This window comes from Variovorax sp. YR266, from assembly GCF_900107295.1.
Lineage (GTDB): Bacteria > Pseudomonadota > Gammaproteobacteria > Burkholderiales > Burkholderiaceae_C > Variovorax.
In genome coordinates this window covers 37,408-64,117 of record NZ_FNPM01000002.1, presented here as the reverse complement: position 1 = coordinate 64,117, position 26,710 = coordinate 37,408, and the positions used below count along the sequence as shown (strand labels likewise).

The window sequence follows — 26,710 nt, the reverse complement described above, 5'->3', positions numbered from 1 at the left end:
CGCGGGCTATTGTTCTCCCAATCCGGGCCGTTCCACACCTTGCAGTGAGATTTTGTTACAGACGAGGTGTACGAACAACACTCGTGCATACAGTGTGGCTAGCCGCAATAGGCACCCACCACGCGCCCGGTGGGCTCGACCTGCACGTTGAGCCGCGTCATGTCTTGCGCCGGGTCGGCGGCTTCGGTGGCCAGCACGGTGCGTGCCACGCGGGCGCCGGAGCGCTGGCGCATTTCTTCCAGCAGTTGCTGGCTGATGCGCAACCCCAGGCCGAAGCGCACGGCCGTGGCCTGGCAGGTTTCCGGCGGCGTGACGAAGCTCGGGGGTTCAGGCACTTCCGATGTCAGGGGCCGGTCGGCCGGAGGTGTCTGGCAGCCAGCCAGCAAGAGGCCCAGGGCCACAGCCGGCAAGCCGGCCCGGAGTCGACCGTTCGTGATGCGCATCTGTCTTGCTCCTTCTTCTTCAATCTGGGCGGAAGCTTATTCGACTCCGGGGACAGTCCCGCGGCAAGGATTAAGTCGATGGTCCGCAAAGTGGCGACCAATTCACGCGGCGGCTGTCTGGCGTCGCATTCAGGGCCATTCAGGGCCATTCAAGGCGTATGCTGGCCGCGACACGCGCAGTTCGGGCCCCCAAGTTCAGGCACTTTGGCCGCACACCCATGACACCTCCTCCTGCCACCGTTTTCCTGATCGACGTCGACAACACCCTGCTCGACAACGACCGCGTCGTGGCCGATCTTCGCGCCCATCTCGAACAGGCCTTCGGCGCCGAAAGCGCCGGCCGCTACTGGGTGGCCTTCGAGCAATTGCGCAGCGAGCTCGGCTACGTCGACTACCTCGGCGCCCTGCAGCGCTACCGCGCCGAAGAGAGCCGCCGCGGCATGAGCGATTCGCGGCTGCTGCTGATGTCGAGCTTTCTCATCGACTACCCCTTTGCCGAACGGCTCTACCCCGGCGCGCTGGAAGCACTGAAGCATCTGCGCCGGCACGGGCCCACGGTGATCCTGTCCGACGGCGACGTGGTGTTCCAGCCGCGCAAGGTGCAGCGCTCGGGCCTGTGGGAGGCCACCGAGGGCCGCGTGCTGATCTACGTGCACAAGGAACAGATGCTCGACACCATCGAGCAGTGCCACCCCGCCCAGCACTACGTGATGGTGGACGACAAGCTGCGCATTCTTTCGGCCATGAAGGCCATCTGGGGGCCTCGTCTGACGACGGTCTTCGTGCGGCAAGGGCACTATGCACTTGATGAGCAGGCCATTGCCGCCTACGCCCCTGCCGACATCACCGTCGAACGCATCGGCGACCTGATCAACTTTGACTTTCCATCGACATGAGCCAAGCAACCAACCCTCTCGCGGGAAAGCCCGCCCCTCTCGAACTGCTGGTCAACGTGCCGCGCCTGATCTCGGCTTACTACACCGGCCGGCCAGACCCGTCGGTGCCGAGCCAACGCGTGGCCTTCGGCACCTCGGGGCATCGCGGCTCCTCCTTCGACGATGCATTCAACGAATGGCACGTGCTGGCAATCAGCCAGGCCATCTGCGACTACCGCAAGCAGAAAGGCATCGACGGTCCGCTCTTCCTCGGCATCGACACGCATGCGCTGTCCACGCCGGCCTTCAGCAGCGCGGTGGAAGTGCTCGCGGCCAACGGCGTCGAGCTGATGATCTCGAAGGACGACGAATACACGCCGACGCCGGCCGTGTCGCACGCCATCCTGGTCTACAACCGTGGACGCACAAGCGGGCTGGCCGATGGCATCGTCATCACGCCCTCGCACAACCCGCCCGAGAGCGGCGGCTTCAAGTACAACCCGCCGAACGGCGGACCGGCCGGCACCGACATCACCTCGGCCGTCGAGGCGGCCGCCAACAAGATGCTGGCGAACAAGCTCGAAGGCGTGAAGCGCATGCCGCTCGCGCAGGCGCTGCGCGCATCGACCACGCACCGGCACGACTACCTGAACACCTACGTCGAAGACCTGGCGCAGGTGCTCGACATGGACGCGATCCGCGACGTGAGCCTCGACCTGGGTGTCGACCCGCTGGGCGGCGCGGGCGTGCGCTACTGGCCCGCGATTGCCGAGCGCTACAAGCTCACGCGCCTGAACGTGCTGAGCCAGGAAGTCGACCCGACCTTCCGCTTCATGTCTCTGGACTGGGACGGCCGCATCCGCATGGACCCGTCGTCGCCCGACGCCATGCACAAGCTGATCGACCTGAAGGACCGCTTCGGCATCGCCTTCGCCTGCGACACCGACCACGACCGCCACGGCATCGTCTCGGGCAGCACCGGGTTGATGCAACCCAACAGCTACCTCGCGGTGATGATCGACTACCTCTACACGCACCGCCCGCAATGGCCGGCGCAGGCGGCCGTCGGCAAGACGGTGGTGAGCAGCCAGATGATCGACCGCGTCACCGCACGGCTCGGCCGCAGGCTGTACGAGGTGCCGGTGGGCTTCAAGTGGTTCGTAGACGGGCTGGTCGATGCCTCGCTGGCCTTCGGCGGCGAGGAAAGCGCGGGCGCGACCTTTCTGCGCAAGGACGGCTCGGTGTGGACCACGGACAAGGACGGCCTGGTGCCCGCCCTGCTCTCGGCCGAGATCGCCGCGCGCACCGGGCGTGACCCGGGCGAGCGCTACACCGAGCTGACGCAGGCGCTGGGCCAGCCGGTGTCAGACCGCGTGGATGCGGCCGCCACCGTCGAGCAGAAGAAGCGGCTGTCGAGTCTCTCGCCGGAACAGATCCGTTCGACCGAGCTGGCGGGCGACAAGATCGTCAATGTGCTGAGCCATGCGCCGGGCAACGGCGCGGCCATCGGCGGCGTGAAGGTCGTGACCGACAACGGCTGGTTCGCCGCGCGGCCCTCGGGCACGGAGAACATCTACAAGATCTACGGCGAGAGCTTCAAGGGCAAGGAACACCTCGCGCGCATCCTCGAAGAGGCGCAGCAGGTGGTGGATGGGGCGCTCTCGGGAGCCTGAACGCATGCAGACGCTGGTGCTGCGGCTGAACCCCGGCGACGACCTGCGCGCGTCGCTCGATTCGGCGTTGAAGCAAGGCGGTGCCGACGCGGCGTTCGTGGTTTCGGGCATCGGCAGCCTGAGCGGGGCGAGCATCCGGTTTGCAGGCGCAGAGAACGCGGCGCGCATCGAAGGCGACCTGGAAATTCTCACGCTCGCGGGCAGCCTGTCGCCGGACGGCTCGCATCTTCACATCAGCGTGTCGGATGCCGAGGGCCGAGTTTTCGGCGGCCATGCCGCACCCGGATGCACAGTGCGCACCACGGCGGAAATCCTCGTCGCCGTGCTGCCCGACTGGCAGTTCGCGCGCACGCACGACCCGCTCACCGGCTACGCCGAACTCAATGCGGTTTGTCGTTCAGGTCGTACTTCATGATCCGGCCATGGCGGCCTTCGAGGTCGCGCTCTACGGCGTAGACGTCGCCGCTCGGCGCGCTGCGCTGCGAGAGCACTGCATCCAGCGCCGCGAGGTCGGCCGCGTCGAGTTGCAGGTCAAGCACCTTCAGGTGATCCGCCAGGTGGTCGCCGCGCCGCACGCCGACGATCACTGCCGCGACGGACGGCTGCTGCAGCACCCAGCGCATCGCCACGGTCGAAATCGACACGCCATGCCGCAGCGCGATCTGCTTCAGCTGCACCAGCAGTTGCTGGAACAGGTCCCAGCCGCCGAAGTCGTCGATGATGAGCTTGTACTTGACCAGCGAGCGGTTCTCGAACGACTGGCCCGGATCGCTCACGCCGAGCCAGCGCTCCGAGAGGAAGCCGCCGGCCACGCTGCCGTAGCACAGCAGCTTCATGCCTGATTGCTCGCAGTACGGCGTCATCAGCGGCAAGGGCCGCTGGTCGAGCAGCGAGTACTGCACCTGCATGCTGAAGAGCGGTACGCCGGCGTCGGCCAGTTCACGCACATGCGCCGTGTCGAAATTGGTGCCGCCCACGCGGTCGATCTTGCCGGCGCGCTGCAACTCCAGGAGCCAGTGCGCAACCTCGAGATAGCGCGGCACGCCGTAGTCCCACCAGTGGAACTGCACGAGGTCGAGCCGCTCCATGCGCAGGCGCTTCAGCGAGCGATCGATGATCTGCTCGACCTGGCGCTTGTCGATGGTCGGCAGGATGGCGAGGTCGGGCACGAACTTGGTGTGCACGCGCAGCTGCGAGAGGCTGTCGGGGCCGTGGCGCTGCAGGTAGTCGGCGCGGAACTCGCCGATCATTTCTTCCACGCCGGTGTAGATGTCGGCGCAATCGAAGGTGGTGATGCCGGCGTCGTAGTAGGCCGCCATGTCGGCGATAGCACCTGCGTGATCCACGTTGCCGTGGCCGCCGGCCAGCTGCCATCCGCCCTTCAGCAGGCGGGAAATTTCATAGCCGGGCGCGAGCTCGATGCGATGGTGCGAATGCTGCGAGGGATTCATGAAGACTCGTTCGATGGATGGACAACCGCCGTGGTGTCGGCGTGGCGAAAAGTGCGCAGCCCCATGCGGGTGATGCGAAAGCGCGAGGGGCAGTTCGGATCAGGGCAGGCCACCTCGGCGTCGGTGCTCATCCAGTCGTTCGCGTCGGTGGGCCGCTGCTTGGCGGCCAGCAGCGGCAGCAAGGCGCCCAGCGAATAGATCGAGAAGCCCTGTCCCTCGGGCAGATGCAGCATCTCGCCGCGCAGCTCGAAATAGTCGCCCACCTTGGCGCCGCAATAGATGCGGGCGCCTTCCGGTGCGACGACTTCGACGCGCAGGTCGTGGAGCGTGAAACTGGGGTCGGGGTTCATCATGTGCCTCGGGTGCTCAGGGGTTGGGCGGCGTCACCGACAGGATGATTTCGGTCGGGGCCTGCGACTGGTTCAGGTAGCGATGCGGCAGGCGCGAGTCGAACGAGATGCTCTCGCCTGCCAGCACCGGATAGTCGACGCCCGCGATCTGCGCCACCAGCGCGCCCGCGACCACGTACACGCACTCAGTCGATGCATGGCCACGCGGTTCGTCCGCCGACACCTGGCCCGGCTGCAGCACGGCACGCAGCACTTCGAGCTGGCCATTGCCGGCTGTCAGGCGCTCGTACCCGACCTGCCCCTTGGGCGCGGTGAGCAGCGAGCGTTCGCCCGGACGGCTGATCCACACCGAGGGCGGCGCGGGCTCGGAGAACAACGACGAGACCGATTCGCCGAACACGCCGGCCAGGCGGCGCATGGTTTCGAGGCTCGGGTCGGTGACCGAGCGCTCGATCTGGCTGAGCAGCGTGGCCGACACACCGGCCTGGGCCGCGAGCTCGCGCAAGGACAGGCCGCGCACGGTCCGCAGCTCTTTCAATCGCTCGCCGATCATCCGGTCGCTCCGTTGTCTGTGCAGTGTGGCTTCATTGGGTGGCGATAGTATGTGCTGTGTGGCTGCACGTCAATGGTGCACTCGCGTCACATTCGTGCATTGGCATTTCTTCGGATAATGGCTGAAATCCAGCTTGCGCTTTTTGACAATCCGATTGCACACTCCAGCCAGTTTTTGTGCAGTATCACTTTACAGGAGCAGAGAGATGGTCGACACCCCTCCCGCGCGCAGCAGCGATTCACCCCGCCTCGGCCATCGATGGTTGCTGGTCTTCCCCTTCGTCTGGCAGGCCTGCCTCGCGCCGGCGGTGAACGACATCGCGGCCAAGCCTTTCGGCATGCCCTTTCCCATGTTCTGGCAGATGGCGGGCATCGTGCTCACGAGCGTGGTGATCGCGATCGTCTTCAGGCTCGACGCCCGGGCCGGCGTCGAGGCCGAAGAGGCCGACTTCCTCGACAGGAGCCTGAAGGCCGAAGACGCTGGCAAGAACGACAAGGACGGCGCGGCATGAAACTCGCAATCGTCCTCGCCATCCTGCTCGCCACCGTGGCAGGCGCCATGGCCTACGGCCGCCGCACGCGCCACGGCAAGAGCTTTGCGGACTGGGCCGTCGGCGGCCGCAGCCTCGGCACGCTCGTGTTCTGGTTCATGAATGCGGGCGAGGTCTACACCACCTTCGCGGTGCTCGGCATCTCGGGCTACGCCTGGGCGCTGGGAGCTCCCGCGTACCTCGCGTTCTGTTCCGTCTCGATGAGCTACGCGGTCGGCTACTGGCTGATGCCGAAGATCTGGCGCGCGGGACGACTGCGCGGGCTGCTCACGCAATCGGACTTCTTCGCCGCGCGCTACGACGCGCCCTGGCTCGGCGTGCTGACCGGCGTTGTGGGCATCGCGTCTCTGGTCGTGTATGTGCAGATCCAGCTCGTGAGCCTCGGGCTGATCGTGCAGCTCACGCTGGGCAACAGCATCTCGAGCGAAGCCGCAACCATCGGCGCGGGCGCGCTGATGATCGCCTTCGTATTCGCGGCCGGCGTGCGCTCTGCCGCCTTCGCAGCCGGCGTGAAAGACATCCTCATGGTCGTCGTCGTGGTGCTGCTGAGCGTGACGGTGGCCAGCAAGGTCGGCGCGGCCTCGCTGATGGACCTGTTCTCGATGGCGGAAGCCAAGCACCCAGGCATCGGCAAGTTCCCGGGACTGGACGCCACCTCCCCCACCACGGCGATCTGGCTCATGACCTCGGCCATCAACATCGCGCTGGGCAACTGGGTCTTTCCGCACCTGTTCCAGATGTCGTACACGGCGCACAGCGCCACCGCCATCCGGCGCAACGCGATCTGGCAGCCGCTGTATTCGCTGGCCTACTTCTTCATCATCCTGCTCGGCTTCGCGGCCCTGCTGGCGAACACGCAACCGCCGGGCGGCAACCTGAACGCGGCGCTGCTGCAGTTCGTGTCGGACCGCTACCCGGCCTGGACGGTCGGGCTGCTGGCTGGCACGGGCTTTTTGCTGGCGCTGGCGCCGGGCTCGTTGCTACTGCTGACGGCGGGCTCGATCTTCACGCGCAACGTGGTGCGGCCGTTTCGCCCGGGGCTGGGCGAGCGCGGGTCGCTGGCCCTCTCGCGCGGCTCGCTGGTGGTGTTCGCGGCGATTGCGGTGTGGCTGTCGATCAGCCAGAAGGGCTCGCTGGTGAAGATCCTGCTCGACGCCTATTCGGCCATCGGCATGCTCGCGCCGGGTGTGTTCCTCGGGTTCCTTTGGAAGCGCACGAGCGCGGTCGGCGTGCTGGCTGGCCTGGTCGCTGGCTTCGTCGCGCTGCTGGCGCCGTTCGCGGCGAAGTTCTGGGCGACCGCGGTGCCGCAGTGGGAAGCTGGGCTGATCGCGATGGCGATCAATGCGGCCGTGGTCGTGGTGGTGAGCCTGGCCACCCGGGCGCCGCAGCGCGATGCGGTCGCGCTGGGGTTGCAGATCCGGGTGGCTTGATCAGCCTTCCAACGCTTCCACGCGCAGCGTGACCACCGGGCCGGCCACTTCGTTCCGCGCCTGGAGCGCATGCACCGCGAGATCGAGCGTGCCCTGCACTACAGGCCCGGTCAGCACCAGCACCTGCGGCCCGGTGCCGGAGCATTCGGCCGCCAGTGCTACCTGCCGCACGGGCACCTTCTGCGCGGCGAGACAGGCGGTGACCGCCTGGATCTGGCCGACCGCGTGCACCGGCACACGCAGGTAGTGCGAGGTATCGACGGCCGCGCGCGGCAGCACCGACAAGGCATTCGTCGCATGCGCGTGAACGCCCAGGTGCGGCACGTGCTGCGCAGCGTCGACGCCGTCGAGCCGCGCCACGTCCACGAGGTCGGCGATCACGGCCGAAGCTGTCTGCTCCGAGCCAGCGCCCGCACCGTAGTACATCGTGAGGCCAGCCGCGTCGCTCTTGACCATGACGGCGTTCATCGAGCCCTTCACGTGCGCCATCAGATGGTCTGCGGGTACTAGCGCGGGCTGCACGCGCAGTTCGACGCCAGATGCTTGCCGTCGCGCCACGCCCAGCAGCTTGATGCGGTAGCCGAGCTGTTCGGCACAAGCCACGTCCAGCCCTTGCAGGGCGGTGATGCCTTCCACCTGCGCGTCGGCAAAGCGCAGCGGCATGCCGAAAGCGTTGGCGGCGAGCAGGGTCAGCTTGTGGGCGGCGTCGATGCCTTCGATGTCGAAAGTCGGGTCGGCTTCCGCGTAGCCCAGCGCCTGTGCTTGCGCGAGCGCGGCGACGAAGTCGAGACCCTCGTCGCGCATCTTGCTCAGGATGAAGTTGGTGGTGCCGTTGATGATGCCCGCCACCCATTCGATGCGGTTGGCCGCAAGGCCTTCGCGCAGCGCCTTGATGATGGGGATGCTCACGGCCACCGCCCCTTCGTAGGCCACGACCACGCCTTTCTCCCGCGCGGCCGCGAAGATTTCGGCGCCGTGCACTGCCAGCAGGGCCTTGTTGGCCGTCACCACGTGCTTGCCGTGCGCAATGGCGGCCAGCACCCAGTCGCGCGCCGGGCCGGTGCCACCTGCCACTTCCACCACCACGTCGACATCGGGGTGCGTGGCCACGTGCATCGCGTCGGCCGTGAGCGGAACGCCCTCTCCCACGATGCCGGCGGCCCGCTCCAGGTTGCGCGCGGCGACGATCACGAGCTCGATCGAACGGCCCGCCCGCGCCGCGATGTCGGCCCGGTTACGCGCCAGCACGCGGAAGGTGCCAGAGCCCACGGTGCCGATACCGATCATCCCCACGCGCAGGGTACGAATGGCCGCAGGGCGGCTGTGCAGGGGCTCGAGGGATTCAACGGGATCGCGGTACATGGACATCTCCAGACGAAAAAACAAAACCCAGCTGCCAGAGCTGGGTTCATTCGTTCGGGGAGAGAGCGATACACCAGGTGGCTGCCGGAACGGCCACCTGCGCGTGTCAGGTGACCGCGGTGGTAATGGTGGTAATCATTCGAGCAACAACCATCGCCTGCGCGGAGGCAGGCGGCATCATGCGAGCCATCAGGGCTGCGTTGGATGCGGAGTGGGAGTTGTGGCTCGACATGAAGGCCCGGAGTGTACAGGAGCCCGGCGGCGTCCGGCTCAGGGCGCAGCCGAGAGCCGTTTTTCGAGCCACACGCTGTAGCGCGAGAGCCCGAAGCACAGCACCCAGTACACGGCCGCGATGAAGAGATAGCCCTCGAGGTAGAACGGCCGCCACGTCGGATCGCCGCCGAGCGCCAGCCCCAGCGCGCCGGTCAGCTCGAACAGGCCGACCACGGTGACGAGCGAGGTGTCTTTCAACGTGCCGACCACGCTGTTGGTGAGCGCGGGCACGACGAGGCGCAGCGCCTGCGGCAGCACGATGTCGCGCTGCACCGGCCAGCGGCCGAAGCCCAGCGCCATGGCCACTTCGGTCTGTCCGCGCGGTACGGCCTGCAGGCCACCGCGGATGATTTCCGCCAGATAGGCAGCCACGAACAGCACGAGGCCCGCGAGCACCCGCACCAGCACGTCGGGCTGCCATCCGGCCGGCCACAGCAGCGGCAGCAGGAACGAGGCCATGAACAGCACCGAGATCAGCGGCACGCCGCGCACCAGCTCGATGTAGCTCGCGCTCAGCGTGCGCACCACGGGCCAGCCCGAGCGGCGCCCCAGCGCCAGCAGCAAGGCCAGCGGAAAGGCCAGCGCCAGCCCCACCACCGCCAGCCCGATCGTCAGCGGCAGGCCGCCCCAGCGGCTCGTCGGCACCTGGGCCAGGCCGAGCACGCCGCCGCGCATCAACAGTACGAACAGCAGCAATGCGACGGCCCAGAGCGGCACCAGCCACCAGCGCCAGCTGCGCGGCCACGCACTGAGCATCGTGACGGCGGACAGCACGACCACCGCGATCGCAGGCCGCCACTGCTCCTCATACGGAAAGCGCCCGAACAACATCGGCCGCCATTTCTCGGCCACCACGCCCCAGCAGGCGCCATGTTGAACACCACGGCAGGCCTCGGCGTCGGCCCGGAACACCGCATGCACGATGCCCCATTCAATGACGTGGAAGCCGCCCCACGCCAGCAGCGCCAGCAGCAGCACCGTGGCAAGCGAGCGCAGCGGCGAACCCCAGAGTTCGCTGCGCCATGCGATGGGGCCTTGTGCAACGTTTCTCATCGCCAGCCTCGCAGCGCAACGCGCGCGTTGTAGCGATTCATGCCGAAGGAGATCAGCAGCGACAGCAGCAGGTAGACCGCCATGATGATCGCGATGCACTCGAAGGCGCGGCCGTTCGAGCCGATGGTGGTGTTGGCCACCGACACCAGTTCCGGATAGCCCACGGCCACTGCCAGCGACGAATTCTTGGTAAGGCTCAACAGCTGGTTGGTGAGCGAAGGCACGATCACCCGCAGCGCCTGCGGCAGCACGACGATGCGCAGTTGCTGCACCGGCGACAGCCCCAGCGCCTGCCCCGCGAGCACCTGTCCCTGCGACACCGACAGGATGCCCGCGCGCACGATTTCCGCCACGAAGGCGGCCGAATAGAAGCTCAGGCCCGCGACGATGGTCACGTACTCGGGGCTCAGCGCCGCGCCGCCGCTCACGCCGAAGTCACCGCGCTCGGGAAACTCGAAATGCAGACCACCCTCGCCCACCATGGGCCACGGCACGCTGAGCCCGCCCTTGCTCAGCCACACACCCGGCAGCAGCCGAACCGGCTCGGTCGGGTCGGGCAGCAGGTTGACCATGGCAAAGGCCAGCATCAGCAGTTGCACCAGCAGCGGCACGTTGCGCAGCAGTTCGACGTACGCGGTGCAGATGCCGCGCAGCAGCACGTGCGGCGCGAGCCGTCCGATGCCGATGAGCGTGCCGAGCACGACCGAGAAGATCGCCGCCGGCACGGCCGCGCGCACCGTGTTGATCAGGCCCGCGAGAAAGGCGCGCCAGAACGGCTGGCTCGCATCGAAATCGAGCCAACCTTCGCTGATCGAAAAGCCCGCGGGCTCGGTGAGAAAGTCAAAGCCCGAGCGAACCCCGCGCGCGCGAAGCACCTCGAGCGCATGGTGCACCACCCAGACCGCGCCGGCCACCACGGCCAGCACCAGCAGTGCCTGGACGGCCCACGCCAGCCAGACCCCGCGGCGCGAGGCCCCGCCGTTCATCGAACCGGGGGTGCGTAGATCAGACCGCCCTTGCTCCAGAGGTTGTTGGAGCCGCGCGGCAGCTTCAGCACCGACTTGGGACCGACGTTGCGCTCGAACATCTCGCCGTAGTTACCCACGGCCTTGATCGCGCGGAACGACCAGTCCTTATCCAGGCCCAGCAGCTTGCCGAGGTCTTCACCGGTGCCGACCAGGCGCTGCTGCGCCGGATCCTTGCTGCCGGCCTTGAGCTCGTCGGCATTGGCCTGGGTAACGCCGAATTCCTCGGCCTCGATGAGCGCGTTGGGCACCCACTTGGCAATGGCGAACCACTCGTCGTCGCCGCGGCGCACCAGCGGAGCCAGGGGCTCCTTGGAGATCAGCTCGGGCAGGATGATGTAGTCGTCGGGGTTCGGAGCCTCCTTGTTGCGCAGGCCGGCCAGCGCCGAGGCGTCGGTCGTGAAGGCCTGGCAGCGACCGGAGAAGAAGGCCTTGAACGAGGCTTCGAAGCTTTCGAAGACGACCGTCTTCACCGGGATGTTCTGGGCACGGAAGTAGTCGGAAACGTTCTTCTCGTTGGTAGTGCCCGACTGCGTGCAGATGGTCGCGTTCTTGAGCTGCTTGGCGCTCGTCACCTTGAGCTTCTTGGGCACCAGGAAGCCCTGGCCGTCGTAGTAAGTGATGGTGGTGAAGTTGAAGCCCAGCGAGGCATCGCGCGTGAGCGTCCAGGTGGTGTTGCGCGCGAGGATGTCGATTTCGCCGGCCTGCAGGGCCGAGAAGCGCTGCTGCGAGTTGAGCGGCACGAAGTCGACTTTCTTGCCGTCGCCGAGCACGGCGGCCGCGATGGCGCGGCAGGTGTCGACGTCGAGGCCCGACCAGTTGCCCTGCGTGTCCGGTGCGGAAAAGCCCGCCACGCCGTTGGTCACGCCGCACTTGACGGTGCCGCGCTGCTTGACCGCGTCGAGCGTCTTGCCGGCGAAGGCCGGTGCGGCCGCAGCCAAGGCGATGACAGAGGCGGCTGCGAGTAGCGCCGGGCGGAATCGATTATTCATTGGTGTGTTCTCCTCAACAGTAGGCAAAAGGCAGTGTACGGGCCGACACCAGACTCTGCCAAAGAACTCCGGGTTGAATGCATATGCGCCGCAAAAGGCTGGCTCGAAGCGTCGCAGGTTCACTACCATACGGCCCTCCAATCAACCACTCCAATGGAATCCACACAAATGGTCAAATCCGACGACACCGGCAAGTTCATCCTGCGCGTTTCGCTTGGCGTCCTGATCCTGCTGCACGGCATCGCCAAGCTGCAAGGCGGCGTCGGCTTCATCTCCGGCATGCTGGCCCAGCATGGGCTGCCGGGCGCGCTGGCCTATCTGGTCTACATCGGTGAGGTGGTGGCGCCCGTGCTGCTGATCATCGGCCTCTACACGCGTCCTGCGGCGTGGATCGTGGTCATCAACATGCTGGTGGCATTCGCGCTGGTCCATATGAAGGACCTGACCTCGCTCGGCAAGCAAGGCGGCTGGGCGTTGGAACTGCAAGGCATGTTCCTGTTCGCGGCGCTGGCTCTCGCCTTCATGGGCGGTGGCCGCTTCGCGCTCAGCAGCAAATACAACTGATCAGGTTCGATCAGTCGTCGTCGGCTGCATCGAGGCCCGGAAACAGGACCTCGGTGTAGCCGAAGCGCGAGAAATCGCGCACCCGCATCGGGTAGAGCTTGCCCAGCAGGTGATCGACTTCATGCTGCACCACGCGCGCATGAAAGCCGGTGGCGACCCGGTCGATCGGGTCGCCGTACGGGTCGAACCCGGTATAGCGGATGTTGGCAAAGCGCGGCACCACGCCGCGCAGGCCCGGCACCGACAGGCACCCTTCCCAGCCCTCTTCTTCCTCGTCGTTCAGCGGCGTGATGACGGGATTGAGCAGCACGGTGCGTGGCACCGGCGGCGCATCGGGATAACGGGGGTTCACGACATCAGTGCCGAAGATCACGAGTTGCTGGTCCACGCCGATCTGCGGCGCGGCTAGGCCGGCGCCATTGACCGCATGCATGGTTTCGAACATGTCGCGCACCAGCAGGTGCAGTTCGTCGGTGTCAAAGGCAGCTACCGGCTGCGCGATGCGCAGCAGCCGGGGGTCGCCCATCTTGAGGATTTCGCGGATGGCCATGGCGGGATTATCGCGACAGCCCCGCGTCTTCGCCCCCTGGCAGGATCAGGGAGGAGTTTGCGTCTTGGAGTCCGGCGAGGTCCACAGGCGCGCGTTGCCGCGCGGCTGCGTCGGGATGGAGCCGGGACCGCCACCTGCAATCGGCGGTCGCACCACGGCCGGAGGCCGGCCGCCACCCCAGTTCGGCGGACGCGCCGCCGGATAGCCCGGACGCACGGCCGGATAAGCCGGGCGGCCGTAATAAGGACGACCACCGTCGTAATACGGACGGCGCTCGTAGTAGCCGCCACCGTTGATGTAGACCGGCGCAGGCGCCACGACCACGGGCGCAGGCTCGCTGTAGTAAGGCCCCGACGAATAGCCCCCGCCGTAGTAGGGATCGGCAGGCACGCCCACGCAGCCGCTCAGCAGCGCAACGCCGCCGAGTGCAACACAGGCACCGAGAACTCGAATTTTTTGCATGAGGGACTCTCCTTGTGGCCTTCAATTAGCTTTCAACGCCAGGTTGTAGACCCTGTTGACTGCGCTGCGATGAAGTCGCGTAACGGCCGGTAAAGAGGATCTGCCGTCACGTTTCCCCGCTCACTCGCCCGCGTCTTCTGCCGGGACACCGTTGGCGAGTATCTCCAGCATACGCGCCTCGTCGATGATCTCGACGCCGTTCTCACGTGCCTTGTCGAGCTTGCTCCCGGCCTCTTCCCCGGCCACGAGGTAATGGGTTTTCTTGCTGACGGAGCCGGAAACCTTGGCACCGGCCGCCTCCAATTTATCCTTCGCTTCGTCGCGGCTCAGCGTAGGAAGGGTACCGGTGATGACGAAGGTCAGGCCCGCCAAAGGCTTCGGGGCACGCGCGGCCGGCTCGCCCTCTTCCCATGTCAGTCCGCAGGCGCGCAGCTGCTCGACCACTTCGCGGTTGTGCGGCTGGTCGAAGAAGGTGCGCAGGCTTTGCGCCACCACCGGGCCAACGTCGTTCACTTCGAGCAATTGCTCTTCGGTCGCGTCCATGATCGCGTCGAGCTTGCCGAAGTGCTTGGCCAGGTCTTTCGCGGTGGTCTCGCCCACGTGGCGAATGCCAAGGCCGAACAGGAAGCGCGGCAGCGTGGTCTTCTTCGAGGCTTCGAGCGCATCGACGAGGTTCTTCGCCGACTTCTCGGCCATGCGCTCCAGCCCGGCCAGCGTGGTGAAGCCCAGCTTGTAGAGATCAGGCAAGGTGCGGATCAGGTTGGCATCGACCAGTTGCTCGACCAGCTTGTCGCCAAGGCCGTCGACGTCGACCGCACGCCGCGCTGCGAAGTGCAGGATGGCTTCCTTGCGCTGCGCCGCACAGAACAGGCCGCCAGTGCAGCGGTAGTCGACCTCGCCCTCTTCGCGCACGGCCTCCGAATCGCACACAGGACATTTGTGCGGCATGGTGAACTGCGCACCGCGCTCGCCCTCGGGTTTTGCGAGGCTTTCGGGCACCACGCCGACCACTTCGGGAATCACGTCGCCGGCGCGGCGCACGATCACCGTGTCGCCCACACGCACATCCTTGCGGCGCGCTTCGTCTTCGTTGTGCAGCGTGGCGTTCGTCACGGTCACGCCGCCGACGAATACCGGCGCGAGCTTGGCCACCGGCGTGAGCTTGCCGGTGCGCCCGACCTGGATCTCGATGCCGACCACTTCGGTCAGCTGCTCCTGGGCCGGGTACTTGTGGGCCACGGCCCAGCGCGGCTCGCGTGAGACAAAGCCAAGTTGCCGCTGCAACTCGATGCTGTCGACCTTGTAGACCACGCCATCGATGTCGTAAGGCAAGGCATCGCGCTGGCGGCCGATGTTTTCGTGGAACGCTATGAGTTCGATAGCGCCCGTCGCCCGTGCCGTCTGCGTTGCCACGGGGAAGCCCCACGCGTGGAATTGCTGCAGCCAGTCGAACTGCGTCGGACAGTCTGGCCCGCCTTCGGCCGCCGGCGTGACCTCGCCCAGCCCGTAGGCAAAGAAGCTCAGGGGCCGCGCCGCGGCAATCACCGGGTCGAGCTGGCGCACCGCGCCGGCCGCGGCATTGCGCGGATTGACGAACACCTTCTCGTTCTTCTGCCCGTCCGCAATCTTCTGGCGCTGGCGCTCGTTGAGCGCGTCGAAATCGGCGCGCTTCATGTAGACCTCGCCGCGCACTTCGACCACGGGCGGTGCCGTGCCGTTGAGCCGCAGAGGGATCTCGCGCACGGTGCGGATGTTCTGCGTGACGTCTTCCCCCACCTCGCCGTCGCCGCGCGTGGCAGCCTGCACCAGCACGCCGTTCTCGTAGCGCAGGTTCATGGCGAGGCCATCGAACTTCAGCTCGCAGACATAGCTGACCTGCGGCCCGTCCTCGGGCAAGCCCAGTTCCTTGCGCACGCGCGCATCGAAGGCGCTCGCGCCGCCGGGCGTGATGTCGGTCTCGGTACGGATCGACAGCATCGGCACCTTGTGGCGCACCTTGACGAAACCGTCGAGCACCTTGCCGCCCACGCGCTGCGTCGGCGAATCGGGTGTGCGCAGATCGGGAAACTCTGCCTCGATGGCCTGCAGGCGCTGGAAGAGCTTGTCGTACTCCGCGTCCGGCAGTTCGGGCGTGTCGAGCACGTAGTAGAGGTGGGCGTGCCGGTGGAGCTGTTCGCTCAGTGCGGCGGCTTCGCGTGCCGCTTCGTCGCGCGTCGTCATGGGGTGTCTCCCGAAGGTCGGAGTTGTTAGCTGAAGAGGCGTCGCGCCAGCGGAGAACCCGCAGCGAGGTCGCGCGCATCGAGCGTGTCGTAGAGCTGCTCGAGGTCGGCGCCGATCACGTCCATCGTCTCGTCGCGCAGCAGTTGGCCGTCGCTGTCGGTGACCACGCCGTCCATTTCGCGCGCCAGCGTTGCGGCGGCTTCGCGCATGCGGCGGAACGGCTCCTCGCCGCGGTCGACCTGCGGCACATCGAGGCTCAGGCTGAGTTCGCGAATGGCCGATTGGGCCGGGTCGTCGGCCAGTGCGGCCTGCGTGTCGAAGGCCAACCCGAGGATCGGCGGCAAGCCGACTTCGCTGGTCGGCAGCACCATGCGCCCCGGGATGATGCCGGCCACGAAGCCGAGCCGCGCCGCGTTCTGCTGCACATAGCCCGGGCTCCAGGCCGCATGCAATGCGCGCAGGACAAAGCCCAGCTGCGCGTCGTGCGCGCTGGCGAACTGGTCGAGCTCGCGGGCGCGTGCCACTTCGTCGAGCATCTCGGGGAACTCCGGCGCGCCGTTGACCGCGTCGGCAAATGCCTGCGCCTTGACCACGAATTCGGAATACTCGATTTCGTTGAGCGCGCCCGTGCGGTTGGCCAGCTGCACGCCGACCTGGAAGGCGCTGTAGCGCTGACCGGGCACGGGCGGCTCCCATTGGCCGTTGTGTTCGTTCAGGCCCTCGATGGCCACTGGCTTGCTACCGGCGCGCCGCGTCGACGGCATGGCGGCAATGGCGGCGTCACCGGACGCGAGCCCGTCGAGCGAGATTGGCGCGATCACGTCGATCAGCGGATCGAGCCCGCCGCGGCGCTCGCCGGTCGGCACGGGCACGCCGCTGGGCGCCGGCAGGTCGGGGTCGAACAGGGGCTCGTGGCGGTCGGCGCCCTGCTGCACCTGGTACGGGTCGACGTGCAGCATCGGCTCCGCGCCGTCGGGCGAGCCCGACATTGCGCGCTCTGCATCGGCCAGCGCGAGGTCGACCGCATCGGGCTGGCGCGGCGCATTGCGGCGCGACATCAGCGTGTTGTAGGCAACGACGGCCGCGAGAACGAGACCGCCGAGGATGGCCAGGGCGAGAGTGAGATTGGTCATGGGTGCCGCTCGGCTTACGCGGCTTCGACCATCGAGACCGCCGACTCCATGTCGACCGCGACGATGCGCGACACGCCCTGCTCCTGCATCGTCACGCCGATCAGTTGCTCGGCCATTTCCATGGCGATCTTGTTGTGGCTGATGAAGAGGAACTGGGTTTCACGGCTCATGGCGGTGACGAGTTTGGCATAGCGCTCGGTGTTCGCGTCGTCCAGCGGCGCATCCACTTCGTCGAGCAGACAGAAAGGCGCCGGGTTCAGCTGGAAGATGGCGAACACGAGCGCAATGGCCGTGAGCGCCTTCTCGCCGCCCGAGAGCAGGTGGATGGTCTGGTTCTTCTTGCCCGGGGGCTGGGCCATCACCTGCACGCCGGAGTCGAGGATTTCGTCGCCGGTCATCATGAGCTTGGCATTGCCGCCGCCGAACAGCTCCGGGAACATGCGGCTGAAGTGCTCGTTGACGATCTTGAAGGTGCCGCCGAGCAGGTCGCGCGTTTCGGCGTCGATCTTGCGGATGGCGTCTTCGAGCGTGCCGATGGCTTCGTTCAGGTCAGCCGACTGGGCGTCGAGGAAGGTCTTGCGTTCGCTGGCAATGGCCAGTTCGTCGAGCGCGGCCAGGTTCACCGCGCCGAGCGCGACCACTTCGCGGTTGAGGCGGTCGATTTCGCTCTGCAGGCCGGTGAGCTTCACCTTGTCGGTTTCGATCGACTGCTCGATGGCTTCGAGGTCGGCGCCGGCGTCGTCCAGCAGTTGCTGGTATTGCTCGACGCCCAGGCGCGCGGCCTGCTCCTTCAGCTGGAACTCGGTGATGCGCTGGCGCAGCGGGTCGAGTTCGCGTTCGAGCTGCAGGCGGCGCTCGTCGCTGGCGCGCAGCTTGAGAGTGAGGTCGTCGTACTGGCTGCGCGCCGAACCGAGCGCAGCTTCGCGCTCGAGCTTGAGGGCCAGCGCATCCTGCAGGCCGGCTTGCGCGGCGGCGTCTGACAGGCGGCTCAACTCGGCGCGGGCGCGCTCGTCTTCGTCGGTCAGCGCCACGGTCTGCTGCGCAGCGGTTTCGATGGAGCGGTTGAGCTCCGCACGGCGGGCTTCGAGCGTGCGTTGCGAGAAGGTCGCTTCCTGTGCCTGGCGTTCAAGGCTGCGATGCTGCTCGCGGCTCGCGGCCAGCGCGCGGCCGGCCTCGATCACGCGTTCGTCGAGTTCGGCGTGGCGCTCCTGGCTGTCTGCCAGTTGCATGTCGAGCTCTTCGAAGCGGCCTTCGGCAGCGATGCGTTTTTCTTGCAGTTCTTCGAGCTGCGCATCGACTTCGCCGAGATCAGCCGCCAGCTGCTGGCTGCGGGCGCGGGTCTGCTCGGCGAGCTGCGTCATGCGCAGGGTCTCGACCTGCAATTCGTGCGCGCGTGACTGGGTTTCGGCGGCTTCGCGCCGCGCGGTCACGAGGCGCTGCGCAGCGTCGGCATAGGCCGCTTCGGCTCGGACCAGCGCGGTGCGCGCTTCTTCGTTGATGAGCGTCTGGGCGCGCAGCTGGCGCTCCAGGTTTTCCATTTCCTGCTGGCGGGCCAGCAAGCCAGCCTGCTCGGAATCAGGTGCGTAGAAATTGACGCTGTGCGAGGACACGGCATGGCCGCTCTGCACGTAGATGACCTCACCCGGCTGCAGCGTGGCGCGCTGGGCCAGCGCTTCCTCGAAGCTCGCGGCGGTGTAGCAGCCGTGCAGCCAGTCGTTCAGCAAGGCCTGTTGCCCCGCGTCGTTCAGGCGCAGCAGGCTCGACAGGCGCGGCAGCGCGGCCGTGCCTTCGGGTGCTCCGGCGGCCGGCGGACTGTAGAAGGCGAGCTTGGCGGGCGGCGCGTCGTTGCCGAAGGCGCGCACCATCTCCAGGCGGCTGACTTCGAGCGCGCCCAGGCGTTCGCGCAGTGCGGCTTCGAGTGCGCTTTCCCAGCCCTGTTCGATGTGGATGCGGCTCCACAGGCCCTGCAGGCCGTCGAGGCCATGCTTGGCGAGCCAGGGGGCCAGCTTGCCGTCGGTCTTGACCTTTTCCTGCAGCGCGCGCAGCGCTTCGAGGCGGGCCGAGTACTCGGCGTGGCGGGCGCCCTCGGTGTTGACGGCCTGCTGCTTGGCGCGGCGGTCGTCGTCGAGCTGCGGCACGGCTTCCTGCAGCTCGTGCAGGCGCGCTTCGGCTTCGCTCGCGGCTTCCTGCGCCATGGCGTGCTGCTCCTGCATGTCGAGCAGGCGGGCTTCGTCGGGCGCGGCCAGCGCGTTCTGGTCGGCGCGCAGGCGTTCGCTGCGCTGCGTGAGCTGGCGGCTTTGTTCTTCGATGTTGCGCTGGTCGGCGGCCAGCACCTGGATCTGCTGCTGCACCTGCGACACGGTCGTGCGCTGGGTGTTGGCCTCGTCCTGGGCGCGTTGCACGGCCTCTTCGAGGTCGGGCATGCGCGCGTCGTGCTCTTCGAGCTGGGCGGCCAGCATGATGGCCTGCTCTTCAGCGTCCACGCCGGCGCCGGCCAGGGTTTCGATCTCGGTTTCGGCTTCTTCGCGGCGACGGCCCCACTGGCCCATTTGCTCGCGCAGTTGCACAAGACGCTGCTCGACGCGCTGGCGGCCTTCGACCACGAAGCGGATCTCGCCTTCGAGCCGGCCAACTTCGGCGCTGGCCTCGTAGAGCTTGCCCTGCGCCTGGTTGACCTGGTCGCCTGCCCCGTAGTGGGCCTGGCGCACGGTTTCGAGCTCGGCCTCGATGTGGCGCAGGTCTGCCGTACGCGATTCGAGGTCGTTGATGGCCTTTTCGGAATCGGCCTTGATCTTGGACTGGTCGGCGTTGCTTTCGCTGCGCTTCAGGAACCACAGCTGGTGCTGCTTCTTCGTGGCGTCACCCTGCAGCGTGTTGTAGCGCGCGGCCACCTCGGCCTGCTTTTCGAGCTTTTCGAGGTTGGCGTTGAGTTCGCGAAGAATGTCTTCGACCCGCGTGAGGTTCTCGCGCGTGTCGCCCAGGCGGTTTTCGGTTTCGCGGCGGCGCTCTTTGTACTTGGAAACGCCCGCGGCTTCTTCGAGGAACAGGCGCAGTTCCTCGGGCTTCGATTCGATGATCCGGCTGATCGTGCCCTGGCCGATGATGGCGTAGGCGCGGGGGCCGAGGCCCGTGCCCAGGAACACGTCCTGCACGTCGCGGCGACGCACCGGCTGGTTGTTGATGTAGTAGCTGCTGGTGCCGTCGCGGGTGAGCACGCGGCGCACGGCGATTTCGCCGAACTGGTTCCACTGGCCGCCGGCACGGTGATCGGCGTTGTCGAACACCAGTTCCACGCTCGAGCGGCTGGCCTGCTTGCGCGTGGTCGTGCCGTTGAAGATCACGTCCTGCATCGACTCGCCGCGCAACTCCGACGCGCGCGACTCGCCGAGCACCCAGCGCACCGCGTCCATGATGTTCGACTTGCCGCAACCGTTGGGCCCGACAACGCCGACCAGTTGGCCCGGCAGCAGGAAGTTGGTGGGTTCGGCGAACGACTTGAAGCCCGAAAGCTTGATGGAATTAAGACGCACGACTTGTCGGCCTGCCTTGGCTGTAGCGCCAAGGTATTGATTTGTAAGGAAAATTGCACGGGCCCGCAGCTTGATGCAGGCCGCCGCCCCAGCCGTGGATGATAACGTCAGGGCATGAGCGATTCCCCGGTTTCACCCCTTGCCGTAAGACGAACCTGGCTGCTGGCGGGCACGGCCGCCCTGCTCGGTCTTGCCGGCTGCTCGTCGGTACGCGACACCCAGCGCGCCGAACCCTACAACAACCAGGAGTGGCTGCAGTCCGGCGCCAACCGCATCGCCAACCTGTCATTGCGCGACAACCTGCAGTCGGTGCGCCGCGTTCAGAGCACCCTGTACAAGCGCAACCCCCGCGAATGGCGCAAGTCGGCAGCCAGCATGGACGAGGCCACCCAGCGCGCCTGGGACGCCGTGCTCAAAGGTCCACCCCTGCCCGAGTTGAAGGGCGCCACCGGCATCGACGCGATCCGCATGGCCTTCGACACCGGGCCGCAGGGCTACCAGGGCGACCGCGTCGCGGCACTGGTGGTTGGCTGGGCCACCATGCTCAAGCAGGCCAACGGCGACACCTGGGACCAGACCATGATCGACGGCGTCAACGCCGAAAACAGCTTCCGGGCCGCACGCAACTTCGAGATCTCGCTCTGGCTCATTTCCTCCAAGACCGCCCCCGACGGCCAGCCGCTGCTGCTGGCCACCGAAATCAGCGACCGTGGCCGCAACCTCGTGGCCGACCGCGAACTGTCGAAGGTGGTGGCGCGGCTTGATCTGCTGGCCGCCCAGGCCGACGAGAAATACCGCCGAGCGGCACTCGACTTCGGCCAGAACTGGGTGATGGGCGTGGTCATGCCCTTCTTCACGCTGCTGCCCAAGTAAGGTCGCGGGGAATGCAGCATAGGAAAGATATTTCCCAAATCTGCATCTACGGTAATATGTTTCCGTGAACAAGCAGGAACTCATCACCGCCCTGACTGCCCGCCGCGAGGCCGCCGGCATCTCGAATGCCGAGATCGCGCTGCGCTCTGGGCTCACCGAGCGCTCCGTGCGCAACGCCCTGAGCCTGCGGGGCAATCCGCAACTGTCGTCCCTGCTTGCGCTGGTCGATGCGCTGGGGCTCGAGTTGCAGCTTGCGCCCAAGGGCTTCGGTGAAACGACGGCAACCGATGCCGGCTACCGCCCCGTGACCACGCGCGTCGGCCATGCCGTGGCGCAGGCGCCCGCCCCGCCCTACGTCAAGCGCCGCTCCCCGCCATGAACGTCAAGATCCTCGAGATTTCGCTCGGCGCACGCCGCTTCGGCAAGCTGTTCCAGTACGCCGACCTGTGCCGCTTCGTGGCGGAACCCGAGCTGGTCGCCAGTCCGTCGCCCGAAGTGCTGTCGCTCTCGATGGTGGCGAGCGATCCGCCCACCCAGTCGGCGCTGTGGAGCGACGTCAAGAACCCGTTGTTCAATGCCCAGAGCGGCATGCTGCCCAGCTTTTTCCAGAACCTGCTGCCCGAGGGCGTGCTGCGCAGCCACATCGCGCAGCTTCGCGGCTGCCGCGAGAACGACTATTTCGAGCTGCTCGCGGCCTGTGGCGGCGACCTGCCCGGTGCGGTGAGCGCCAGGCCAGTGTCGGTGGACCGCGGCACGCTGCAGCGACTCATCACGCAGGACCAGGACGCGCTGGAGATGTCGGTGGTCGAGCTGCCGATGCCGCAGGGTATTTCGGTCTCCGGCGTGCAGCCCAAGCTGGGCCTGCGCCGCCAGGGCGGACGGTATGTTGCCCGCACGCGGGCCGGTGCGAGCACCCGGGTCATCGCCAAGCTGCCGGTCGCCGGCAGGCCGCACATGCCGCAACTCGAAATGCTGTCGCTGCAGATGGCCGGCGCGGCGGGCGTCGAGGTTTGCCATGCCGAACTCGCCCCGCTCTCGGCCATTGCCGCAGAGCACAGCTATGCGCTGCCCGACGAACCCGAGTTTCTGGCGGTGACGCGTTTCGACCGCGACGGCGCGCACCGCATCCACTTCGAAGATTTCGCGCAGGTGCTGGCGATCGACCCGATGCGCAAGTACAGCGGCAGCTACCTCGACATGGCGCTCGCAATGCGCGCCTTTCCGTCGCTGGGGGACGAAGCGGTGCTCGAGCTCGTGCGGCGCCTTGCGGTGAACGATCTCCTCGGCAACCCCGATGCGCATCTGAAGAACTTCGGCGTGCTGTACCCCGATGGCATCGCGCCGCGCTTTGCCCCGGCCTACGACATCGTCGCCTACGCAGCGCTGCAAGGTGTCGACGGCCACGCCTTGCCATTGCTGCCCGCAGCCGCCAGCGCGGCCAGGCGCACGGCCCTGTTCACGCCCGCCAGCGTGCGCGCCTTCTGCTTCTCGACCGGGCTGCACGAGCCGCTGGTGCGCCGTGTGATCGCCGACACCGCGCGGCTCGCCCGCGACAAGTGGCCCGCAATGATCGAAGCCTCGGCGCTGCCGGCCCCGTGGAAGAAACGGCTGCAGCAGCGCTTGCAGGCACATCCCTTGCTGCAAGCCATTTCAAAAGGTGGCAAACAAAAAGAAAAAGCAGCCCCCTAGAATGAATCCGCCCTCCACCCCTCCTCAACCCATTCGAGGCAGCATCAACTCATGAGCTCCATCAATTTCATCGGCGGCGAAAAAGGCGGTGTCGGCAAGTCGGTCACCGCGCGCGTGCTGGCGCAGTACTTCATCGACCACAGCCGCCCCTTCACCGGCTTCGACACCGACCGCTCGCACAGCTCGTTCACCCGTTTCTACGAAGGCTTTGCCTCGCCCGTGGTGGTCGACAGCTTCGAAGGACTCGACACGGTCGTCAACGGCTTCGAGACCAACCCGCAGCAAAGCGTGATCGTCGACCTCGCGGCCCAGACGCTGGCGCCACTGTCGCGCTGGATCAAGGAGTCGGACCTGTTCGACGTGTTCGCCGAGATTGGCGTCACGGTCAATTTCTGGCACGTGCTGGACGACGGCAAGGACTCGACCGACCTGCTCGGCTCGCTGATCGACACCTTCGGCAACCGGCCCAACTACATCGTGGTGCAGAACTACGGGCGTGGCAGCGACTTCGGGATGCTGCTGGGTTCGCAATCGCTTTCGAAGGCCACGGCCAATGGCGCTCGCGTGATTGCGCTGCCGCGTTTGCATGACGCGAGCATGCGCAAGATCGATGCGCAGAACACCAGTTTCTGGAAGGCCGTGAACGACCGCGAAGGGCCGCATGCGCTGGGGCTGCTGGAGCGCCAGCGCGTGAAGTCTTGGCTGGCTACGGTTTACGCCGCGTTCGACACGCTGCCGTTGTAGGTTTTATTGGGGCCGCCCAAGGACACAGCACCCACCGACCAGCGCCCCTAGATCATCCCGCCATTGATCGAGATCACCTGCCCCGTGATGTAGGCCGCCTCGTCGCTGGCCAGGAACGCCGCCAGCGCCGCCACTTCCTGCGGCGTCCCCGCCCGCTTCACCGGCACCATCTGGTTGATCACCGCCTGGTCGAACACTGCATCCGCCATCGGCGAGGCGATGATCCCGGGCGCGATCGCATTCACCGTCACGCCGCGCGATGCAACTTCGAGCGACAGCGCCTTGGTCGCACTGTTCAGCGCCCCCTTGGCAGCGGCGTAATTGACCTGCCCCCGGTTGCCCGCAATCGCGGCCACCGACGAGATGTTCAAAATGCGGCCCCACCGCGTGCGCATCATCGGCAGCAGCAAGGGCTGCGTGACGCGGAAGAAGCCGTTGAGCGACACGTCGATCACCTTGTGCCACTGCTCGGCGCGCATGCCCGGCAGCACGGCGTCGTCGTGCACGCCCGCGTTGTTGACGAGGATCTGCACCGTCCCGCCCTCCAGGATGCGCGCGCAAGCTGCTGCCGAGGCCTCGTCGCTGCGCAGGTCGAACACATGGCATTCCGCCTTGCCGCCTGCAGCCGTGATCGATGCCGCCAGTTGCTCGACCGCCTCGGGCCGCGAATTGGCATGCAGCAGCACCGTGGCGCCGTCCCGAGCCAGGCGTTCGGCCATGGCGGCGCCGAGTGCGCCGCTTGCGCCCGTGATCAGTGCGCGTTTTCCTTCGAGGCTCATGGCGATGTCGTGCTTTCTTGTTGTTCTGTTGCGAGCGGCGTGTTCAGGACCACGACGGCACGGCCTTCGGCCAGCATGCGGCCGTCGTCGGCCTTGACGGTGAATTCATAGAGGATCTGGCGATCGTCACCCGACAGGCGCCGGGCGCCCACCTGCAAGGCGCCGGGCACGTCGTCGAGGCGTGCCACCGCCAGCTTCACATTGCGCGCGCTTGCCAGGAAACCGGCCGATGGCGCGCTGCCCTCGGTGGCCAGCAAGCCACCATGCAGCGCCATGGCCTGCGCCGCGTATTCGATTGCGTTCGGTGCGAGCAGGCCGCCTTCCGTGCGCAGAGGGTTGCCCGCTTGCGCATGGGTCGTGGTGCTGCAGTGGATCGCATCGGCGTCCCAGCTTTCGAGCCGCTCGAGCAGGCACATGCTGCCGCTGTGCGGGATGCGCTGCGCGATGCCTGCGCGGTCGAGCGTCTGCGGTGCAGTCAAGCTGCGGTCTCCAGGTCGGCGACCAGCAGCACGTTGGCAAACGGGGTGCCTTCGCTCATCGGGATGCTCTGCACACGGAAGCCCAGGCGCTGCAGCAGCGCGGTCCAGTCGGCCAGCGGACGGCCCCAGGTCGGCGAAACCTTGTGGCCGCGAATGCGTGTCACGGTGCGATCGACCCACTGGCTGATTGCGAAGCCGCGGCGGCTCGACGCATCGCCCACGCGCAGCAGCAGCCGTGCGTGCGGATTGCCGCCACGGCGCAGCGCGTCGCGCACGCGCTGCAACACGCCCTCTTGCGCTTCGAGGTTCACGTAGTGCAGCACGTCGAGGATCACGACGAGGTCGCAGTCCGGCAAGGCAGCCGAGCACATGTCGGCGCAGACGAGCCTGGGCGTGGGCTCCAGATGGCCAATGGAGGCCTCGGCGCGCGCCACGTCCTTCGGCATCAGCTCGATGCCGGTGTAGTCGGCGCTGTGCGGCGTGGCGAGCCACGCTGACGGCCAGCGGCCCTGCTTCTGCATCGCGCTCATCGATGCCAGCAGGCTCGCGAAGAGGCCCTGCCCGCAGCCGATATCGACCACGCGGTGGTGCGGCGCGCCAAACAGCCCGCGCTCGAGCAGCCCGCGAAACACCGGGTCGCGCCCCAGCTTGCCGCGTGCGAAGTGCCAGGCGAAGCTGCCGCCTTTTTTGTAGGGAATGGTCGCGGCTTCATGCAGCTCGCGCCACGCCCTATCGGTCGACAACATCACCGCGCTCATTCGGAAACCTCCGCGCTTCGCGCTGCGGTGCGAGCGCCTTCGGGCGGCCGGGCGGCGCTCATGACTTCAATCCTTCAGGCAGGGTCACGGAGCGCAATCCATCGGCGCGCAGGCGTTCGAGCAACAAGGGCAGTACCTCCAGCAAAACAGGTTGTCCAGCAACGGTGCGCGCGGCATTGCCGTCGTGCAGCAACAGGATGTCGCGCGCCTGCAGGTTGTGGCTCAGGCGCGCCATCACCTTGGCGGCGTCGCCTTCGCGCGTGTCGAAGCCGCGCCGCGTCCAGCTCACGAGTGAGAGGCCGAGGCGGTGCAGCACGGGTTCGAGAAACGGGTTGCGCAGGCCGGCGGGCGCGCGGAAGCAGGTCGGGCGCTGGCCGGTGACGTCGCTCAGGATGTCCTGCGCCCGCGCGATCTCGGCGGCGAAACCGCGCGGCCCGAGAAAGGAAAAATTGTGCCGGTGCCGCGCCGTGTGGTTCTGGATGCTGTGGCCGCGCGCCACGATCTCGCGTGCCAGTTCGGGATGCGCCAGCACGCGCTCGGCAATGCAGAAGAAGGTGGCGCGCTGGCCGTGCGCGTCGAGCAGGTCGAGCACACGCGGCGTTACCTCGGGCTCCGGCCCGTCGTCGATGGTGATCGCCACTTCGCGCCGCGCCGCGGCCGCTTCGGGCAGCCGCGTGACATTAGGGCCCAGCAGGCTGCTGCGCGGCGTCAGGCCGGCACCGGTGATCAACGCATGGTTCAGCACGATCGCGCCGATGGCCCACGGCAACGCGCCCGGCACCAGCACGCCCGCACCGATGGCCGCGACGTGCCACGCCGCGCTGGCGCGGATGGCCGGCGGCCAGGGCCAGGATTCGGTAGGTGCGGGAGCGATGGACATGGGGCCGGATTTTCCCCCG

At 67.0% G+C, this 26,710-nt stretch carries 27 protein-coding genes; 10 read left to right on the top strand and 17 right to left on the bottom strand.

Going from position 1 to position 26,710, the window contains the following annotated elements; all coding sequences use genetic code 11:
- Nucleotides 1-98: 98 nt before the first annotated feature.
- Nucleotides 99-443, bottom strand: coding sequence for a hypothetical protein (locus tag BLW48_RS05830; protein WP_093173357.1), 345 nt, complete (start codon nucleotides 441-443; stop codon nucleotides 99-101).
- A 218-nt stretch (nucleotides 444-661) separates the two neighbouring features.
- Between BLW48_RS05830 and BLW48_RS05825 the strand changes: the two genes are divergently transcribed.
- The 3 genes from BLW48_RS05825 to BLW48_RS05815 are packed head-to-tail and all read left to right on the top strand — an operon-like array spanning nucleotide 662 to nucleotide 3,406.
- Nucleotides 662-1,339, top strand: a complete 678-nt coding sequence (locus tag BLW48_RS05825) for an HAD family hydrolase (protein ID WP_093074001.1) — start codon at nucleotides 662-664, stop codon at nucleotides 1,337-1,339.
- A complete protein-coding gene (pgm, locus tag BLW48_RS05820) occupies nucleotides 1,336-2,991 on the top strand; it encodes a phosphoglucomutase (alpha-D-glucose-1,6-bisphosphate-dependent) (RefSeq protein WP_093173355.1) in 1,656 nt (551 codons plus the stop codon). The genes BLW48_RS05825 and pgm overlap by 4 nt, the downstream gene beginning before the upstream one ends.
- Nucleotides 2,992-2,995: 4 nt before the next feature.
- Complete coding sequence (locus tag BLW48_RS05815) at nucleotides 2,996-3,406, top strand: PPC domain-containing DNA-binding protein (protein WP_093173353.1); 411 nt, start codon at nucleotides 2,996-2,998, stop codon at nucleotides 3,404-3,406.
- Here the strand turns inward: BLW48_RS05815 and BLW48_RS05810 are convergent.
- From BLW48_RS05810 to BLW48_RS05800, 3 genes are read right to left on the bottom strand one after another with little or no spacing between them, the layout of a single operon-like run.
- Complete coding sequence (locus BLW48_RS05810) at nucleotides 3,372-4,442, bottom strand: aldo/keto reductase (protein WP_093173351.1); 1,071 nt, start codon at nucleotides 4,440-4,442, stop codon at nucleotides 3,372-3,374. The two genes, BLW48_RS05815 and BLW48_RS05810, sit on opposite strands and share 35 nt — an antisense overlap.
- Nucleotides 4,439-4,792, bottom strand: coding sequence for a TIGR04076 family protein (locus BLW48_RS05805; protein ID WP_256216629.1), 354 nt, complete (start codon nucleotides 4,790-4,792; stop codon nucleotides 4,439-4,441). Before BLW48_RS05805 ends, BLW48_RS05810 begins: the two co-directional genes overlap by 4 nt.
- 16 nt (nucleotides 4,793-4,808) lie before the next feature.
- Complete coding sequence (locus BLW48_RS05800; RefSeq protein ID WP_093056923.1) at nucleotides 4,809-5,345, bottom strand: cupin domain-containing protein; 537 nt, start codon at nucleotides 5,343-5,345, stop codon at nucleotides 4,809-4,811.
- Nucleotides 5,346-5,550: 205 nt separating this feature from the next.
- On the opposite strand from BLW48_RS05800, the gene BLW48_RS05795 reads away from it, so the two are divergent.
- Together BLW48_RS05795 and BLW48_RS05790 are read left to right on the top strand one after the other, a co-directional pair.
- Nucleotides 5,551-5,856, top strand: coding sequence for a DUF3311 domain-containing protein (locus tag BLW48_RS05795; RefSeq protein WP_093173349.1), 306 nt, complete (start codon nucleotides 5,551-5,553; stop codon nucleotides 5,854-5,856).
- Complete coding sequence (locus tag BLW48_RS05790) at nucleotides 5,853-7,325, top strand: sodium:solute symporter family protein (RefSeq protein ID WP_093173347.1); 1,473 nt, start codon at nucleotides 5,853-5,855, stop codon at nucleotides 7,323-7,325. Before BLW48_RS05795 ends, BLW48_RS05790 begins: the two co-directional genes overlap by 4 nt.
- Here the strand turns inward: BLW48_RS05790 and BLW48_RS05785 are convergent, their stop codons facing one another.
- The 4 genes from BLW48_RS05785 to BLW48_RS05770 form a co-directional block, all read right to left on the bottom strand.
- Entirely contained in the window at nucleotides 7,326-8,687 is a 1,362-nt protein-coding gene (locus tag BLW48_RS05785; protein WP_093173345.1) for a homoserine dehydrogenase, read from the bottom strand.
- Between the two features lie 270 nt (nucleotides 8,688-8,957).
- On the bottom strand, nucleotides 8,958-10,013 hold the full coding sequence (locus tag BLW48_RS05780; RefSeq protein ID WP_093173343.1) for an amino acid ABC transporter permease: 1,056 nt from the start codon (nucleotides 10,011-10,013) through the stop codon (nucleotides 8,958-8,960).
- Entirely contained in the window at nucleotides 10,010-10,999 is a 990-nt protein-coding gene (locus BLW48_RS05775; protein WP_093173341.1) for an amino acid ABC transporter permease, read from the bottom strand. The genes BLW48_RS05780 and BLW48_RS05775 overlap by 4 nt, the downstream gene beginning before the upstream one ends.
- Complete coding sequence (locus tag BLW48_RS05770) at nucleotides 10,996-12,030, bottom strand: amino acid ABC transporter substrate-binding protein (protein WP_093173339.1); 1,035 nt, start codon at nucleotides 12,028-12,030, stop codon at nucleotides 10,996-10,998. Before BLW48_RS05770 ends, BLW48_RS05775 begins: the two co-directional genes overlap by 4 nt.
- 168 nt (nucleotides 12,031-12,198) lie before the next feature.
- Here BLW48_RS05770 and BLW48_RS05765 point away from each other — a divergent pair, with 168 nt between their 5' ends.
- Nucleotides 12,199-12,594 carry a DoxX family protein gene (locus BLW48_RS05765; protein ID WP_093073981.1) on the top strand — a complete coding sequence of 132 codons (396 nt, stop codon included), beginning with the start codon at nucleotides 12,199-12,201 and terminating at the stop codon, nucleotides 12,592-12,594.
- A gap of 10 nt (nucleotides 12,595-12,604) precedes the next feature.
- Here the strand turns inward: BLW48_RS05765 and def are convergent, their stop codons facing one another.
- The 5 genes from def to smc all read right to left on the bottom strand — a co-directional run bounded on the left by def (nucleotide 12,605) and on the right by smc (nucleotide 20,489).
- A complete protein-coding gene (def, locus tag BLW48_RS05760) occupies nucleotides 12,605-13,144 on the bottom strand; it encodes a peptide deformylase (RefSeq protein ID WP_093056931.1) in 540 nt (179 codons plus the stop codon).
- A gap of 45 nt (nucleotides 13,145-13,189) precedes the next feature.
- Nucleotides 13,190-13,606: a hypothetical protein gene (locus BLW48_RS05755; RefSeq protein WP_093073979.1), complete on the bottom strand. Its 417-nt coding sequence runs from the start codon at nucleotides 13,604-13,606 to the stop codon at nucleotides 13,190-13,192.
- 120 nt (nucleotides 13,607-13,726) lie between these two features.
- Nucleotides 13,727-15,826 (bottom strand): NAD-dependent DNA ligase LigA, encoded by a 2,100-nt coding sequence (gene ligA, locus BLW48_RS05750; protein WP_093173337.1) that lies wholly within the window; start codon nucleotides 15,824-15,826, stop codon nucleotides 13,727-13,729.
- A gap of 26 nt (nucleotides 15,827-15,852) precedes the next feature.
- Nucleotides 15,853-16,959 carry a cell division protein ZipA C-terminal FtsZ-binding domain-containing protein gene (locus tag BLW48_RS05745; RefSeq protein WP_093056934.1) on the bottom strand — a complete coding sequence of 369 codons (1,107 nt, stop codon included), beginning with the start codon at nucleotides 16,957-16,959 and terminating at the stop codon, nucleotides 15,853-15,855.
- 14 nt (nucleotides 16,960-16,973) lie between these two features.
- Nucleotides 16,974-20,489 (bottom strand): chromosome segregation protein SMC, encoded by a 3,516-nt coding sequence (gene smc, locus BLW48_RS05740; protein ID WP_093173335.1) that lies wholly within the window; start codon nucleotides 20,487-20,489, stop codon nucleotides 16,974-16,976.
- A 114-nt stretch (nucleotides 20,490-20,603) separates the two neighbouring features.
- Here smc and BLW48_RS05735 point away from each other — a divergent pair, with 114 nt between their 5' ends.
- The 4 genes from BLW48_RS05735 (at nucleotide 20,604) to BLW48_RS05720 (ending at nucleotide 23,795) form a co-directional block, all read left to right on the top strand.
- Nucleotides 20,604-21,362 carry a hypothetical protein gene (locus BLW48_RS05735; protein ID WP_093056936.1) on the top strand — a complete coding sequence of 253 codons (759 nt, stop codon included), beginning with the start codon at nucleotides 20,604-20,606 and terminating at the stop codon, nucleotides 21,360-21,362.
- 64 nt (nucleotides 21,363-21,426) lie between these two features.
- Entirely contained in the window at nucleotides 21,427-21,741 is a 315-nt protein-coding gene (locus BLW48_RS05730) for a helix-turn-helix domain-containing protein (RefSeq protein ID WP_093173333.1), read from the top strand.
- Complete coding sequence (locus BLW48_RS05725) at nucleotides 21,738-23,051, top strand: type II toxin-antitoxin system HipA family toxin (RefSeq protein WP_093173331.1); 1,314 nt, start codon at nucleotides 21,738-21,740, stop codon at nucleotides 23,049-23,051. Before BLW48_RS05730 ends, BLW48_RS05725 begins: the two co-directional genes overlap by 4 nt.
- Before the next feature lie 51 nt (nucleotides 23,052-23,102).
- The gene (locus BLW48_RS05720; protein ID WP_093056939.1) at nucleotides 23,103-23,795 is read left to right on the top strand and encodes a P-loop NTPase family protein; all 693 of its coding nucleotides are present in this window, start codon (nucleotides 23,103-23,105) and stop codon (nucleotides 23,793-23,795) included.
- Between the two features lie 47 nt (nucleotides 23,796-23,842).
- On the opposite strand, the gene fabG is transcribed toward BLW48_RS05720, so the two are convergent.
- From fabG to BLW48_RS05700, 4 genes are read right to left on the bottom strand one after another with little or no spacing between them, the layout of a single operon-like run.
- Nucleotides 23,843-24,574: a 3-oxoacyl-ACP reductase FabG gene (gene fabG / locus BLW48_RS05715; RefSeq protein WP_093173329.1), complete on the bottom strand. Its 732-nt coding sequence runs from the start codon at nucleotides 24,572-24,574 to the stop codon at nucleotides 23,843-23,845.
- Nucleotides 24,571-25,053 (bottom strand): hotdog family protein, encoded by a 483-nt coding sequence (locus tag BLW48_RS05710; RefSeq protein ID WP_093173326.1) that lies wholly within the window; start codon nucleotides 25,051-25,053, stop codon nucleotides 24,571-24,573. The genes fabG and BLW48_RS05710 overlap by 4 nt, the downstream gene beginning before the upstream one ends.
- Nucleotides 25,050-25,811 (bottom strand): class I SAM-dependent methyltransferase, encoded by a 762-nt coding sequence (locus tag BLW48_RS05705; protein WP_093173324.1) that lies wholly within the window; start codon nucleotides 25,809-25,811, stop codon nucleotides 25,050-25,052. The genes BLW48_RS05710 and BLW48_RS05705 overlap by 4 nt, the downstream gene beginning before the upstream one ends.
- Nucleotides 25,812-25,869: 58 nt before the next feature.
- A complete protein-coding gene (locus tag BLW48_RS05700; protein ID WP_093056943.1) occupies nucleotides 25,870-26,691 on the bottom strand; it encodes a polysaccharide deacetylase family protein in 822 nt (273 codons plus the stop codon).
- Between the last annotated feature and the right edge of the window lie 19 nt (nucleotides 26,692-26,710).